At 73.7% G+C, this 13,893-nt stretch carries 10 protein-coding genes; 7 read left to right on the top strand and 3 right to left on the bottom strand.

Translation table 11 applies throughout. From position 1 onward, the window contains the following. Position 1: 1 nt before the first annotated feature. Complete coding sequence (locus VB059_RS03965) at positions 2-1,405, top strand: sensor histidine kinase (protein WP_323420728.1); 1,404 nt, start codon at positions 2-4, stop codon at positions 1,403-1,405. Here VB059_RS03965 and VB059_RS03960 read toward each other — a convergent pair. From VB059_RS03960 to VB059_RS03950, 3 genes are read right to left on the bottom strand one after another with little or no spacing between them, the layout of a single operon-like run. After that, the gene (locus tag VB059_RS03960; RefSeq protein ID WP_323420727.1) at positions 1,402-2,073 is read right to left on the bottom strand and encodes a response regulator transcription factor; all 672 of its coding nucleotides are present in this window, start codon (positions 2,071-2,073) and stop codon (positions 1,402-1,404) included. The genes VB059_RS03965 and VB059_RS03960 overlap by 4 nt on opposite strands. Positions 2,074-2,102: 29 nt before the next feature. Further along, complete coding sequence (locus VB059_RS03955; RefSeq protein WP_323420726.1) at positions 2,103-2,813, bottom strand: hypothetical protein; 711 nt, start codon at positions 2,811-2,813, stop codon at positions 2,103-2,105. Then, positions 2,810-4,072: an AI-2E family transporter gene (locus tag VB059_RS03950; RefSeq protein WP_323420725.1), complete on the bottom strand. Its 1,263-nt coding sequence runs from the start codon at positions 4,070-4,072 to the stop codon at positions 2,810-2,812. The genes VB059_RS03955 and VB059_RS03950 overlap by 4 nt, the downstream gene beginning before the upstream one ends. A gap of 131 nt (positions 4,073-4,203) precedes the next feature. On the opposite strand from VB059_RS03950, the gene VB059_RS03945 reads away from it, so the two are divergent. The 6 genes from VB059_RS03945 to VB059_RS03920 all read left to right on the top strand — a co-directional run bounded on the left by VB059_RS03945 (position 4,204) and on the right by VB059_RS03920 (position 13,870). Continuing rightward, positions 4,204-5,052 (top strand): fumarylacetoacetate hydrolase family protein, encoded by an 849-nt coding sequence (locus VB059_RS03945; RefSeq protein ID WP_323420724.1) that lies wholly within the window; start codon positions 4,204-4,206, stop codon positions 5,050-5,052. Between the two features lie 156 nt (positions 5,053-5,208). Beyond that, a complete protein-coding gene (gene pepN / locus VB059_RS03940) occupies positions 5,209-7,854 on the top strand; it encodes an aminopeptidase N (RefSeq protein WP_323420723.1) in 2,646 nt (881 codons plus the stop codon). A gap of 417 nt (positions 7,855-8,271) precedes the next feature. After that, complete coding sequence (locus tag VB059_RS03935; protein ID WP_323420722.1) at positions 8,272-9,534, top strand: benzoate/H(+) symporter BenE family transporter; 1,263 nt, start codon at positions 8,272-8,274, stop codon at positions 9,532-9,534. A gap of 225 nt (positions 9,535-9,759) precedes the next feature. Beyond that, positions 9,760-12,009 carry a phosphoribosylformylglycinamidine synthase subunit PurL gene (gene purL, locus VB059_RS03930; RefSeq protein WP_323420721.1) on the top strand — a complete coding sequence of 750 codons (2,250 nt, stop codon included), beginning with the start codon at positions 9,760-9,762 and terminating at the stop codon, positions 12,007-12,009. Between the two features lie 151 nt (positions 12,010-12,160). Then, complete coding sequence (locus tag VB059_RS03925) at positions 12,161-13,525, top strand: dipeptidase (protein WP_323420720.1); 1,365 nt, start codon at positions 12,161-12,163, stop codon at positions 13,523-13,525. Between the two features lie 129 nt (positions 13,526-13,654). Further along, complete coding sequence (locus VB059_RS03920; protein WP_323420719.1) at positions 13,655-13,870, top strand: hypothetical protein; 216 nt, start codon at positions 13,655-13,657, stop codon at positions 13,868-13,870. Positions 13,871-13,893 lie beyond the last annotated feature (23 nt).

The following is a 13,893-nucleotide window of genomic DNA, read 5'->3' as shown; positions in this document are numbered from 1 at the left end:
CGTGCCCGAGGGATCCGGTGTGCGCGGCCAGGCCGCGCTGGTCGCCGTCCTCGTTCTCGCGTTCGCGCTGTTCACCGGCGGCGGGATCATGCTGGGGGTGCTCGGCTCGACCCTGCGCCGGGGGATCGAGGACAACCAGCGGGCCCGGCTCAACGAGGCGGTGGCCATCATCGCCGCGCAGGGCATCACCGGCCTGGCGGACGCCGAGGCCCATCCGATCGGGGTGGGCGGGACGTTGCAGGTGATCGACCCCTCCGGCGCGGGGCGGGCCACGGTGGTGTACGCCTCCGACAGCCGGTGGGACACCCCGGTGACCTCGGCCCGGCCCGCGCCGGGCCTGACCACCGTCGACCGCCATGCCCGCACCCCGCACAGCGACACCCCGATGCTGGCGGTGGCCGAGGGGGTCCGGTCCGGCGGGACCGCGTACGTGGTCGTGACCGCCGGCACCCTGACCGGGGTGGACCGGGCCCTGCGCCAGGACGCCCTGTTGCTGGTCGCGGGGGTGCCGCTGCTGTCGCTGCTCGGCGGCTGGGCGGTGTGGCTGCTGGTGGGACGTACGCTCCGGCCGGTCGAGGAGCTGCGGACCGCGGTGGAGGAGATCGGCGCGGCCGACGTGTCGGGCCGGGTCCCGGTCCCGTCGCGCCACGACGAGATCGGTCGGCTCGCGGTCACCATGAACGCGATGCTGACCCGCATCCAGCACTCCCGCGACAGCCAGCGGCGCTTCGTCGCCGACGCCAGCCACGAGTTGCGCTCGCCGGTCGCCGCACTCGGGGCGGGGCTGGAGATCCTCCAGCAACGGCCCGAGGAGCTCCACGCGGTGCTCCCGCTGCTGGTCACCGAGACCCGCCACCTCGCCTCGCTGACCGACGGGCTGCTGGTCCTGGCCCGGGCCGACGCCGGGATGCTGCGGCGCCGCAGCATCGACGTCGACATGGACGACATCGTGGGGGCGGAGGTGGCCCGGCTGCGCACCGCCAGCGACCTGACCGTCGAGGCCCACCTCGCCGCGGCCCGGGTGGTGGGGGACCCCGACGACCTGTTCCGCGCGGTCCGCAACCTGGTCGACAATGCGACGCGCGTCGCCCGCGGCCGGATCGGCCTGTCCGTCGGTCCGGAGGGCGACCGGGTGGTCGTCCGGGTGGACGACGACGGGCCCGGGATCCCGCCGGAGGAGCGGGCCCGGGTGTTCGGCCGGTTCGTCCGGCTCGACCCGGACCGGGGGCGCTCCCACGGTGGTGCCGGCCTCGGTCTGGCGATCGTGCACAGCATCGTCACCGCGCACGGCGGGACGGTCACGGCGGGCGGGTCGCCGTGGGGCGGGGCGCGGTTCGAGATCCGGTTGCCGTCGACCGGGCGGCCCGTCCCCGACGCGGACGACCGTGGGCCGGAACGGTCCTAGCCGGCGGTCAGCCGGTAGCCACGGCCGCGGAGGGTCTCGATCGTCCGCACCCGGAACGGTTCGTCGATCTTGCGGCGCAGGTAGCCGATGTAGACCTCGACGATGTTGAGGTCACCGTCGAACGCCGCGTCCCAGACATGGTCGAGCAGGTCCGCCTTGGACACCACGTCGCCGGCGCGGCGCATCAGGTACTCCAACAGGGCGAACTCCTTGGCGGTCAGCCGGATGTCGGTGCCCGCGCGCGACACCCGCCCGCTGGCGGGGTCCAGTTCGAGGTCGCCGACGGCCAGCACCGACGGGCGCGGCGGGGTGCCGCGGCGGACCAGGGCGCGCAGCCGGGCACTCAGCACGGCCAGGCTGAAGGGCTTGGTCAGGTAGTCGTCGGCGCCCAGGTCGAACGCGTCGACCTGGTCCAGGTCGCCGTCCTTGGCGGTGAGCATGATGACCGGCACCCAGATCTCCGCCTTGCGGATGCCCTTGAGGACGTCGTAGCCGTTGAGCCCCGGCAGCATGATGTCGAGCACCACCGCGTCGTACGGCTGCTCGGTCGCGGCCCACAGCCCGTCGGGGCCGGTGGGCGAGACGTCGACGCTGAATCCGTCGGGTGCCAGGCCCCGTCGGACGAGCTCGGCCAACGACCGGTCGTCCTCCACCAGCAGGACTCGCACGTGCGGCACCTCCCCCGTCCGCGGGCCCCTCACCCGATCAGGAACGCCCCTGTGGACAGCCACAGTACGACATCGGCCCCGAGGGCGAGGCCGGCCAGCAGGATCAGCGCAGTGCCGATCCGGCCCAGCGGGCCGACGACCCGGCGCCAGGCGCGACGCATCCAGCGCCCGACCGGGTCACCCGCGCCGAGGACGATGGCGACGGCGAGCGCCACCAGCGGGGACTGGCTGAGCAGCCACCACAGCGCCGCGATGCCGAGGGCCGGGCCGGCGTCGAGGCGGTGCACCAGGGCCACCAGGCCCCAGAAGCCCGGATCGCCGAGGACGGTCAGCCCGTACGCCAGGCCGGCCAGCGCCATCGCGGCGGTGCCGGTGCCGCGCAGCCGGCGCGGGACCTCCGCGGCCGTGTCGTCGGCAGGGCCGGGCCGGGCGCCGTCGCGGCGCCGGGAGCGCAGCCGCCGGATGCCCCAGAACAGCAGGCCTGCCGCCGCGAGGGCCTCCACGGTCCCCCAGACCACGTCGGGCAGCTGCGGCACGCCGTGCGGGAGCAGGGCGACGGCGACCAGGTCGAGCAGCATCGCGGTGGCGACGATGACCGCGGCACCGGCGGCGGTGAACGCCACCGCCGCGGCGCGCCCGGCTCCCCGCGCGGTCGCCGCCAGCAGGGCGAGGGCCCCGAACGGGTCGAAGCCGGCGATCGACAGTGCGACGCAGGCTCCGATCGCCTGCCAGCCGGTCATCCGGTCGGCAGATCGTCGCCCGTGGCCGGTCCGTCCGCGTCCGGTCCGCCCGTGACGGGTCCGCTCGGGCCACCCGGTCCGTCGGGCGCGTCATCGCCGGGCGGTGTGGTGGGAGACGGCGGGGTGGCCGGAGACGGTGCGGTCGGGGACGGCTCGGTGGGTGGCACTGTCGGGCGGCGGGTGGCGACCTTGGCGTACGTACGGATCCCGGCGTTGGCCATCGCCAGGGTCGGCACGGCGAACAGGGCGCCGACGACGCCGAACATCATCGACCCGGCGGTCACCGTGAAGATCACCGCGAGCGGGTGCAGGGCCACCGCCCGACCCATCAGGAACGGCTGCAGCACGTGTGACTCGAGCTGCTGGACCCCGGTGACGATCGCCAGCATCACGAGGGCGGGCACCCAGCCCTGGAACAGCAGGATGGTGATGATCGCCACGCCGCCGCCGAAGACGACCCCGATGACCGGAACGAAGGCGGTGATGAACACCAGGATCGCCATCGCCATCGCGAACGGCGACCCGAGGATCGCGGCGCCGGTGCCGACCAGGACGGCGTCCAGTGCGGCGACCAGGAGCTGGGTGTGCATGTACGCCGACAGGCTGCGCCAGCCGCTGCGGAAGGCGGCGTCGATGCGCACCCGGGAGCCCAGCGGGAAGCCGCCGATCAGGAAGGTCCAGATCCGCCGGCCGTCGGCCAGGAACATGATCGTGGTGATCAGGCACAGGAAGGTGCCCACGATGGTGTCGATGGCGGAGGACCCGACCCGGAACGCGCCCTGGGTGAGGTTGGTGGTGTGCTGGCTGAACCAGTTCTGGATCTCCAGCAGCACCCGGTCGATCTGGCCGGGGCGCAGGTGCAGCGGGCCCTGGGACAGCCAGGTCTGGAAGTTCAGCACGCTGCCGGAGAAGTCCAGGTGGCTGTGCGTCACCCCGCTGGCGATCCGCTGCCCGACCAGGGCGAGCAGGCCGCCGGCGATCGCGGCGGTCAGCAGGACGCTGATCACCGCCGCCAGGCCCCGGTGCAGGCGGGCCCGGCGGTGCAGCCAGGCCACCAGCGGCCCGAGCAGCACGGCGAGCAACAGGGCGACCATCGTGGCCGTGACCAGGATCGGCACCTGTCGCAGCACCCAGGAGACGCCGTAGCCGACGACGGTGAGGACGATCAGCCGCCAGCCCCACGCGGCGGCGATCCGCAGGGCCCGGGGCACGGCCTCGTCGATCGCGGTGGGAGGTGGTGCCGAGGGGCTGGTGGTCACAGACCAAACCCTACGGCGGCTGTGCCTGAGAGTGGACTGAATCCGTTGCCCGTCCGCCGGGTGCAGGCAATGATCATGGCGACCGTCGGCCGATCGCCCGGCGGGACCCGTGCACCGAAGGAGCTGCCCCCATGCGTCTCGCCACTCTCCGTACCGCCGACGGCACGGCCGCCGCCCGGCTGGACGGTGCTCCGGACACCCCCGGGGCCACGTACGTCCTGATCGAGGGGTGCGCCGATGTGAGCGAACTGCTCGCCGACCCCGAGTGGCGCGACATCGCGGCCGCGGCGGACGGGGTGAGGGTCCCGGCCGGTGAGGCCGAGCTCGCGACCCTGGTGCCGGCCCCCGGCAAGGTGATCTGTGCGGGGCTCAACTATGCGACGCACATCCGGGAGATGGGCCACGACCTGCCCGAGCACCCGACGCTGTTCGCCAAGTACGCCGACAGCCTCACCGGCCCGTACGACGACATCGTCGCGCCGGCCGAGGACCCGATGCTGGACTGGGAGTGCGAGCTCGGCGTGGTGATCGGGGCGGACGCCTACAAGGTCGCGGAGGAGGACGCCGCCGCGTACATCGCCGGCTACACCGTGGTCGACGACGTGTCGATGCGCGGGTACCAGCGCCGCACCGGTCAGTGGCTGCAGGGCAAGATCTGGCAGTCCGCCACCCCGGTCGGCCCCGTCCTGGCCACCCCCGACGACTTCGACCCGACCGACGCGGTGATCACCACGACGGTCAACGGTGAGGTGCGCCAGCAGGCGAACACCGGTGACCTGGTCTTCACCCCGGCCCGGCTGGTGGCGTACCTGTCGACGATGATCACCCTGCGGGCGGGTGACCTGGTGCTGACCGGCACGCCCGGTGGGGTGGGCGTGGCCCGGGACCCGCAGGTCTTCCTCCGCGCCGGGGACGTCGTCGAGGTCGCGATCACCGGCCTGGGCCGCCTGACGAACCACATCGTCGCGCCGCAGGCCTGAGGTCGCGTCGCGGCCGTCGCCGGGCGCCGCGTCCGGGGCCGTCGTCGCCCTCCGGGTCTGCGGGGCGGAGTGATCCTCGCGCCGCGAACCGGACGTCGGAGCCGGGCCCTCCCGGCCACCCGGAGAGCCCCGGAGACGCGCGGTTAGGCTGGTCGGGTGAGCAGTGCGAACCTGACCAGGGCCGAGGCGGAGCAGCGTACGGCGAGCCTCGAGGTGCATGCGTACGACGTCGACCTCGATCTGTCCGCGGCGCCGGATCCCGTGGCCACCGGGTTCCCCACCACGACGACGGTGTCCTTCGTCAGCACCGCGGAGGCGACCCGGCTGGACTTCATCGGGGAGTCGGTCACCTCGGTGGAGGTCAACGGCCGGTCGCTCGACCCGGGCCGGGTCTGGGACGGCGCCGCGCTGCAGCTGACCGGGCTGGCGCCGCACCGGTCCAACCGGGTGACCGTACGGGCCGTTGCCGCCTATTCGCGGACCGGTCAGGGGCTGCACCGGTTCGTCGACCCGCTGGACGGGGAGACCTATCTCTACTCCCACCTCGAGCCGGCCGACGCGCGGCGGATCTTCGCCACCTTCGAGCAGCCCGATCTCAAGGCCGCGTGCATCCTGCACGTCACCGCGCCGGCGGCCTGGTCGGTCGTCGCGAACCAGGCGATCGGCTCCCAGGTCCCGGTCGACGACCGCTTCGTCCGGACGACCTTCCAGCCGACGCCGCCGCTGTCGACCTACCTCACCGCGGTGTGCGCCGGGCCGTGGCACCACGTCCACGACCTGTGGACCCGCCGCAGCGGCGCGACCACCCTCGAGGTCCCGCTCGGCCTGTGGTGCCGCGCCTCGCTGGCCGACCACCTCGACGCCGACGAACTGTTCGCGACGACGAAGCGCGGCCTGGACCGCTACCACGACCTGTTCGGCTTCCCCTACCCGTGGGGGAAGTACGACCAGCTGTTCGCGCCCGAGTACAACATCGGCGCGATGGAGAACCCGGGCTGCATCACCTTCAACGAGAAGTACCTCTTCACCTCCCGGCCCACCCGCCAGGAGCTGGAGCAGCGGTCCACCACGATGCTGCACGAGATGGCGCACCTGTGGTTCGGCGACCTGGTCACGCCGGCCTGGTGGGACGACCTGTGGCTCAAGGAGTCCTTCGCCGAGTACATGGGCGTACGCACCGCGGTGGAGGCCGACGGCCGCTCCGAGGGGTGGGTGACCTTCGCCGGGGCCCGCAAGGCCTGGGCGTACGCCGCCGACCGGCGCCCCACCACCCATCCGGTCGCGGCGGACATCCCCGATCTGGAGGCGGCCAAGCAGAACTTCGACGGCATCACGTACGCCAAGGGCGCCGCGGTGCTCAAGCAGCTCGTCGCCTACGTCGGGGACGAGGCCTTCTTCGCCGGCGCCCGGCTGTACTTCGCCCGGCACGCGTTCGGCTCGGCCCGGTTGCTGGACCTGCTCGACGCGCTGGAGGAGGTCTCCGGGCGCAACCTGCGCGCCTGGGCCGAACAGTGGCTGCAGACCTCCGGGGTCGACGAGCTGACCACCGAGGGGCCCGGTCCCGACGGGGTGATCCACCTGCGGCGTACGTCGCCCGACGCGGCCCGCCGCCCGCACCGGCTGTCGGTCGGCCTCTACCTGCCCGATCCGGACGGCCGGCTGCGCCGGACCCATCGCGTCGAGACCGACCTGATCGGTGCCGGGGTCGACCTCGACCTGGTCGACGCCGACCCGGCGGGGGAGGGGCCGCGGCTGGTGCTGCCGAACGACGACGACCTGACGTACGCCATCACCCGCCTCGACCCGACGAGTCGCGACACCGCCCTGGCGTACGTCGGCGGGATGGTCGACCCGCTCGCCCAGTCCCAGGTCTGGGCAGCGCTGTGGAACGACGTCCGCGATGCCCGGATGCCGGCCACCGCGTTCATCGGGGCGGTGGTGGCGCACGGCGGGCGGCTGGACGGCCGCGCCGACGAGAGTGCCACCCAACTGTTGCCGCACCTGACCGGTGACCTGGCCACGGCGATCCCCGACCTGCTGCCGCGGGCGCTGCGCTCGGCGGCCTGGGCCGACGCGTTCGAGGGGGCCTGGGCCCGGCTGGTGGCCGCCGCCCCGGGCAGCGACCAGCAGCTCGCCTGGGTGCGGGCCGCGACCCTTTTCGCCGGGCAGGTCGGCGAGGAGGACGCCCCGGGGGTCGCCAGCAGGCTCGGCATGCTGCTCGACGGGCCGGTCCCGGCCGGGCTCGAGGTCGGCTCGGAGCTGCGCTGGCGCGCCCTGATCGCGCTGTCGGCGCTCGGCCGGGTCGGGCGCCAGGAGCTCGACGCCGAGCTGGCGGCCGACCGCACCGCCCGGGCCCGGGCCCACCACCTCACCGCCATGGTCGGGCGGCCCCAGGCGCAGGCGAAGGAATGGGCCTGGCAGCAGGTGCAGGAGTATCCGTCGGTCTGGTCCAACGAGGAGATCAGCGCCGCCCTGGCCGGCTGGGGGATGCCGGCGCACCGCGACCTGGTGGCCGAGTACGCCCGGCCCTACTGGGAGCGGCTGACCCGGTGGTGGGAGCGGTTCCCGATCGAGATCTCCTCCCGGCTGGTCAGCGGCCTGTTCCCGGCCGTCGTGGACGTCGACCTGGCGCAGCCGGTCGCCGAGCACCCGGTGGTGGCCGAGGCCCACCGCTGGCTCGCCGAGCACTCCGGCGCCCCGCGCGCGCTGCGCCGACTGGTGCTGGAGCACGCGGACGGCGCCGAACGGGCCGTCCGGGCCCAGACCGCGGTGCTCGGCCTGGTGACCGCCGAGAACGGCTGATCCGGGCCCGGTCGGTCCCGCCGCGAGCGTTTCTGGTCGTCCCGGCCCGGGCGTTCCTGGTCGGTCGGTCGGTCCCGGCCCGGGCTTCCTGGTCGGTCGATCTCGGGTCGACACAGCCCCGGTCGACCCGGACATCTACCCGGTCCCGCCCCGGACAACTGCCCGGCCACGGTCGCCCCGGTCCCCCTCCCCGGAACGTCCGGTTCCCCCGGTCCCGCACGCCCGGTGTGATGGGTGCCACAGTGGTGCGGCCCGACCGCGCCTTCGACGTCGCCCCTGGCGGGCCCGCAGGACCAGGACGGTGCAATGGACCAGCAGTCGCCGACCGCGACCGACCCCACGACGGGCACGGTGCCCGAGGTACCTGCGGCAGACGTACCCGGGACCCGCCCCCGCGGGACCGTCGCACCCGAGACCGTGGCATCCAGGACCGGCGTACGCGGTGCCGGTGTCCCCGGGGCCGACCGAGGGAAGCGGCCCGCAGGCCGTCGGCGGCGGAGCCTGCGCGCCGACCTGTCCGGCTCGGCGATCGTCGCCGGTTTCGTCGCCGTCGCGATCTCCTATGCCGGCCCGCTGCTCGTCGTCCTCCAGGCCGCGCGCGCCGGCGGTCTGTCGAACGACGTGACCAGTTCCTGGGTGTGGGCCATCTCCGTCGGGTCGGGGGTCGCCTGCATCCTCGGCAGCCTGGTCACCCGCCAGCCGATCATGATCGCCTGGTCCATCCCGGGCGCGGCGGTGCTGATCGGCACCCTGGGCAGCTACTCGCTGAACGAGGCGGTCGGGGCCTACATCGTCTGCGGCGTGCTCAGCGCGCTACTCGGCGCCACCGGCCTGATCGGGCGCCTGCTCGCGATGGTGCCGCGGCCGATCACCCAGGCCGTGCTCGCCGGGGTGCTGATGCCGTTCGCGATCACCGTCGCCGGAGCCGTCGTCAAGGCCCCGATCGTCGCCGGCGGGATCGTCGTCGGCTACCTGGTGGGCCGCCGGTTCGCCCCGCGCTACGCCGTGTTCGGCGCGATGGCACTCGGCGGCATCCTCGCCATGGTGACGGGCACCTCGAGCACCCTCGACGTGCACCCCGGGATAACCGTGCCCACCCTGCTCGTCCCGCAGTTCAGCGTCGGCTCGATCCTGGGCATCGCCGTCCCGCTGTTCATCGTCACCCAGGCCGGCCAGAACGCGCCCGGGCTGATCGTGATGCGGGCATCCGGGTTCGAGCCCGACGACCGGCTGCTGCTCACCGGCTCGGGCATCATGTCGGTCGTCTTCGCCCTCTTCGGTGCCCACGCGCTCAATCTGGCGGCGGTCACGGCAGCCATCGCCACCAGTGCCGAGTCGCATCCGGACCGGGGCCGTCGCTACGTCGCCGGCATCTCCACCGGCATCTTCTACGTCCTCGGCGGGTTCCTCGCCACGATGATCGTCGGGCTGTTCGCCGCGATCCCGCCGGCGATGCTCACCGCGCTGGCCGGGGTCGCGTTGCTCGTCCCGACCCAGAACGCGCTGCGTGCCACCATGCAGGAGGGCGAGTACGGGCCCGCGGTGATCGAGGCGTCCCTGGTCACCCTGGTGGTCTCGGTGTCCGGCATCCATCCGTTCGGCATCGTTGCCGCCTTCTGGGGGCTGCTCGCCGGGATCGTGACGTACGCGGTGCTGCGGCGCCGTCCGCTGAAGGCGTGACGCCGAGCCGCTGAAACCACCGGCCCGCTGAACGCGTACCGCCGGGCCGCGAAACCACCGGCCCGCTGAACGCGTGACGCCGGGCCCCGGAGGCGTGAACCGCCCGCTCCGCGGACCCGACCGCGCCGGCTCCCGGACCCCGGAAGCACCTGCCACGGGTGACCGGAAGCATCTGCAACGGTGACCGGAGTGCCGCAGCAGTGCCTGAACCGATAGATTTGGCCCGTGGCCGACACCGTGAAGAACGCGCAGGAGACCCCCGACGTCGAGCAGCCCTGGGCTGAGCTCGGGCTGAAAGAGGACGAGTACCGGCGCATCCGCGAGATCCTCGGACGGCGCCCCACCGGGTGCGAACTGGCGATGTACTCCGTCATGTGGTCGGAGCACTGCTCGTACAAGTCCTCCAAGATGCACCTGAAGCGGTTCTCCGTCCTGCCCCAGACGACACCGCGCGGCCCGTTGCTCGCCGGCATCGGCGACAACGCCGGTGTGGTCGACATCGGCCAGGGCTATGCGGTCACCTTCAAGGCCGAGTCGCACAACCACCCGTCGTACGTGGAGCCGCACCAGGGTGCCGCGACCGGCGTCGGCGGCATCGTCCGCGACATCCTCGCCATGGGCGCCCGGCCGATCGGGGTGATGGACGCCCTGCGGTTCGGTCCGCTGGACGCGGCCGACACCGCCCGGGTGCTGCCCGGCGTGGTGTCCGGCGTCGGTGACTACGGCAACTGCCTCGGCCTGCCCAACATCGGCGGCGAGGTCGAGTTCGATGCCTCGTACGCCGGCAACCCGCTGGTCAACGCCCTGTGTGTCGGCGTGCTGCGTCACGAGGACCTGAAGTTCGCCAAGGCCACCGGCGTCGGCAACAAGGTCATCATGTACGGCGCCCGCACCGGCGGCGACGGCATCGGCGGCGCCTCGATCCTCGCCTCGGAGACCTTCGACGAGGGCGGCGAGGGCAAGCGCCCGGCCGTACAGGTCGGTGACCCGTTCATGGAGAAGCTGCTGATCGAGTGCACCCTCGAGCTCTTCGCCGCCGGTGTCGTGACCTCGATCCAGGACTTCGGCGCCGCCGGCCTGTCCTGCGCCACCTCCGAGCTCGCTTCTGCCGGAGACGGCGGCATGTGGGTGAACATGAACGAGGTCAAGCTCCGCGACCACACGCTGTCGCCGGAGGAGATCCTGATGAGCGAGTCGCAGGAGCGGATGATGGCCGTCGTCCACCCCGGCGACGTGGACCGGTTCATGGCGATCTGCGCCAAGTGGGACGTCGAGGCCGCGGTCGTCGGTGAGGTCACCGACGGGGACCGGCTGATCATCGAATGGAACGGCGAGGTCGTCGTCGACGTCCCGCCGCGCACCGTCGCCCACGAGGGCCCGGTCTACGACCGCCCGCAGCAGCCCCGCGCCGACCAGGCCCGGATCGAGGCGGACACCACCGCCTCGCTGGCCCGTCCCGCCGACGGCGAGGCGCTGGGTCGTACGGTCCTGCAGGTGATCGGGTCGCCCAACCAGGCCGACAAGTCCTGGGTCACCGACCAGTACGACCGCTACGTCCGCGGCAACTCCGTGCTGGCCCAGCCGGACGACTCCGGCATGCTGCGGATCGATGAGACGACCAACCTCGGCATCGCCCTGTCGACTGATGCCAATGGCCGCTACACCTGGCTGAACCCCTACCTCGGCGCCCAGCTGTCGCTGGCCGAGGCCTACCGCAACGTCGCCGTCACCGGCGCGACCCCGGTCGCCATCACCGACTGCCTCAACTACGGCTCGCCCGAGGACCCCGAGGTGATGTGGTCCTTCGTCGAGTCGATCAAGGGCCTGGTCGACGGCTGCGCCACCCTCGGCACCCCGGTCACCGGCGGCAACGTCAGCTTCTACAACCAGACCGGCGACACCGCGATCCTGCCCACACCGCTGATCGGCGTGCTCGGCGTCGTCGACGACGTCACCCGGCACACCACGACGGGCTTCCGCGCCGCGGGGGACGAGGTCTGGCAGCTCGGCGCCACCCACGAGGAGCTCGACGGCTCGGTCTGGGCCGGCGTGGTGCACCAGCACCTCGGGGGCGTCCCGCCGCGGGTCGACTTCGCCGCCGAGCAGCGGCTCGCCGCCGTGATGGCCACCGCCGCACAGGAGGGGCTGCTCACCAGCGCCCACGACCTGTCCGCCGGCGGCCTGGCGGTCGGCCTGGTCGAGTCCGCGCTGCGCCACGGTCAGGGCGTACGGGTCCGGCTGGAGGGCGACCCGTTCGTCGGGCTGTTCTCCGAGTCGGTGGCCCGCGCCGTGGTCTCGGTCGCGCCGGAGAAGGCCGGTCGGCTCGCCGCACTGTGCGCCGAGCACGGCGTCCCCGCCGGGCGCCTGGGTGAGGTCACCGACGACGCGGCCGTCGAGGTCGAGGGGCAGTTCCGCCTCGGTCTCGATGCGCTGCGGGCCGCCTGGGCCGCCCCGATCCGGGCCGCACTGGCCTGAGCGGTCGGGACTCCCGCCCGGTTCGCCTGAGCCGGTCGGGCTCCCGGCTGCCGGCCTGAGCCGGTCGAGTGCTCGCGTGCCTGAGGCGGCCGAGTGTTTCCGCCGGTGTCCCGCCGGCCGCCGGTCCGCCCCGACGGCCTAGGGTGGTGCCATGACCGATGCCGTCCTCGCTCCGACCCGTGATGCCCTTGCCGCCCGTCTCGACGAGCTGCTGCCCGGGGTGCTCGACGACCTGGCGCGTCTGGTGGCGATCCCGTCGGTCAGCGTCGATCCGGGCCACGCGCAGGACGTCCGGGCGAGCGCCGAGACGGTCGCGGCACTGCTGACCGACGCCGGCTGCCCCGATGTCCGGATCGTCGAAGCGGGCGGCGGCCCGGCGGTGCTCGGCCGCTACCCGGCACCGCAGGGCGCCCCGACCATCTGCCTCTACGCCCACCACGACGTCCAGCCGACCGGCGACGTCAGCCAGTGGACCTCCGCCCCGTTCACGGCGACGGAACGCGACGGGCGGCTCTACGGCCGGGGGACCTCCGACGACAAGGCCGGGATCGCGGTGCACCTGGCCGCACTGCGCGCCTTCGACGGCCGCCCGCCGGTCGGCGTGACGCTGTTCGTCGAGGGCGAGGAGGAGGCCGGCTCACGGACCCTGCGGACGCTGCTGGAGCAGCACCGCGAGGAGCTGACCGCCGACGCGTACGTCATCGCCGACTCCGGCAACTGGGCGGTCGGCGTCCCCGCCTTCACCACCACCCTGCGTGGCGTCCTCGACTGCACCGTCACCGTCCGCACCCTCGACCATGCGCTGCACTCCGGGCAGTACGGCGGGGTCGCCCCCGACGCCCTGACCACGCTGTGCCGGCTGCTGGCCACCCTGCACGACGACGCGGGCAACGTCGCCGTCGACGGCCTCGTCTCGCGGCCCGGCCCCGGCCTCGACTACCCGGCCGACCGGCTGGCCGAGGAGAGCGGCGTGCTGCCCGGGGTCGCCTACCTCGGCGACGGGCCGGTCACCGACCGGCTGTGGACCCGGCCGGCCGTCTCGGTGATCGGTCTCGACGCCACCCCGGTGGACAGTGCCTCGAACACGCTGGCGCCCAGCGCCCGGGCGAAGGTCAGCCTCCGGCTGGCCCCCGGCCAGGACCCGGCGGCCGCGATGGACGCCCTGGTCGGGCACCTGGAGGCGCACGCCCCGTGGGGCGCCCGCGTCGAGGTGGTCCGCGGTGAGATGGGCGCCCCCGGCGAGGCGCCGCTGGTCGGGCCGTACGCCGACGCCGCCGTGGCGGCCTTCACCGCCGCCTGGGGGATCGAGCCGGTGACCATCGGTCAGGGCGGCTCCATCCCGATGGTGGCGGACTTCCAGCAGCTGGTCCCCGAGGCCACCGTGCTGGTCACCGCCGTGGAGGATCCCGACTGCCGGGCGCACGGCATCGACGAGTCGCTGCACCTGGGCGACTTCCGGCACGCCTGCCTGTCCGAGGCGCTGCTCCTGGCCACCCTGGGAGCCACCCGCCACTGAGCTTCTGGCTGTCACCGGGTCCGGCACCAACAGCGCGCAGCCGCCGAGCACCCGCCCCTGAGCTTCTGGCTGTCACGCGCGCGGGGCGGGATCGGCCCGCCGGCCGGCGGGGGCGTCCTCAGCCCCTGGGTGTGGATCGATGCCACGCTGACCCGGATCAACGAGGTCCGGTCCGACGACGACGGCCGCCGCCTCGTCGGAGTCGGCGCGAACGGCACGATCGCCTCGTGGGACGTCGACGTCGCCCGGGCGCGCCGGACCGTCCGCCAAGGGCGCGGCGCGCCGTTGACCGCGGCCGAATGGGCCGTACGCCTCGTCGGGGCCCGGCCCCGGGAGCTGTGCTGAGGCCCGGGGCGATGCGCAAATCG

Source organism: Raineyella sp., assembly GCF_034933565.1.
Classification (GTDB): domain Bacteria; phylum Actinomycetota; class Actinomycetes; order Propionibacteriales; family Propionibacteriaceae; genus Raineyella.
Note: the sequence above shows the minus strand (reverse complement) of the source record. Positions and strands in the feature narration are given on the sequence as shown.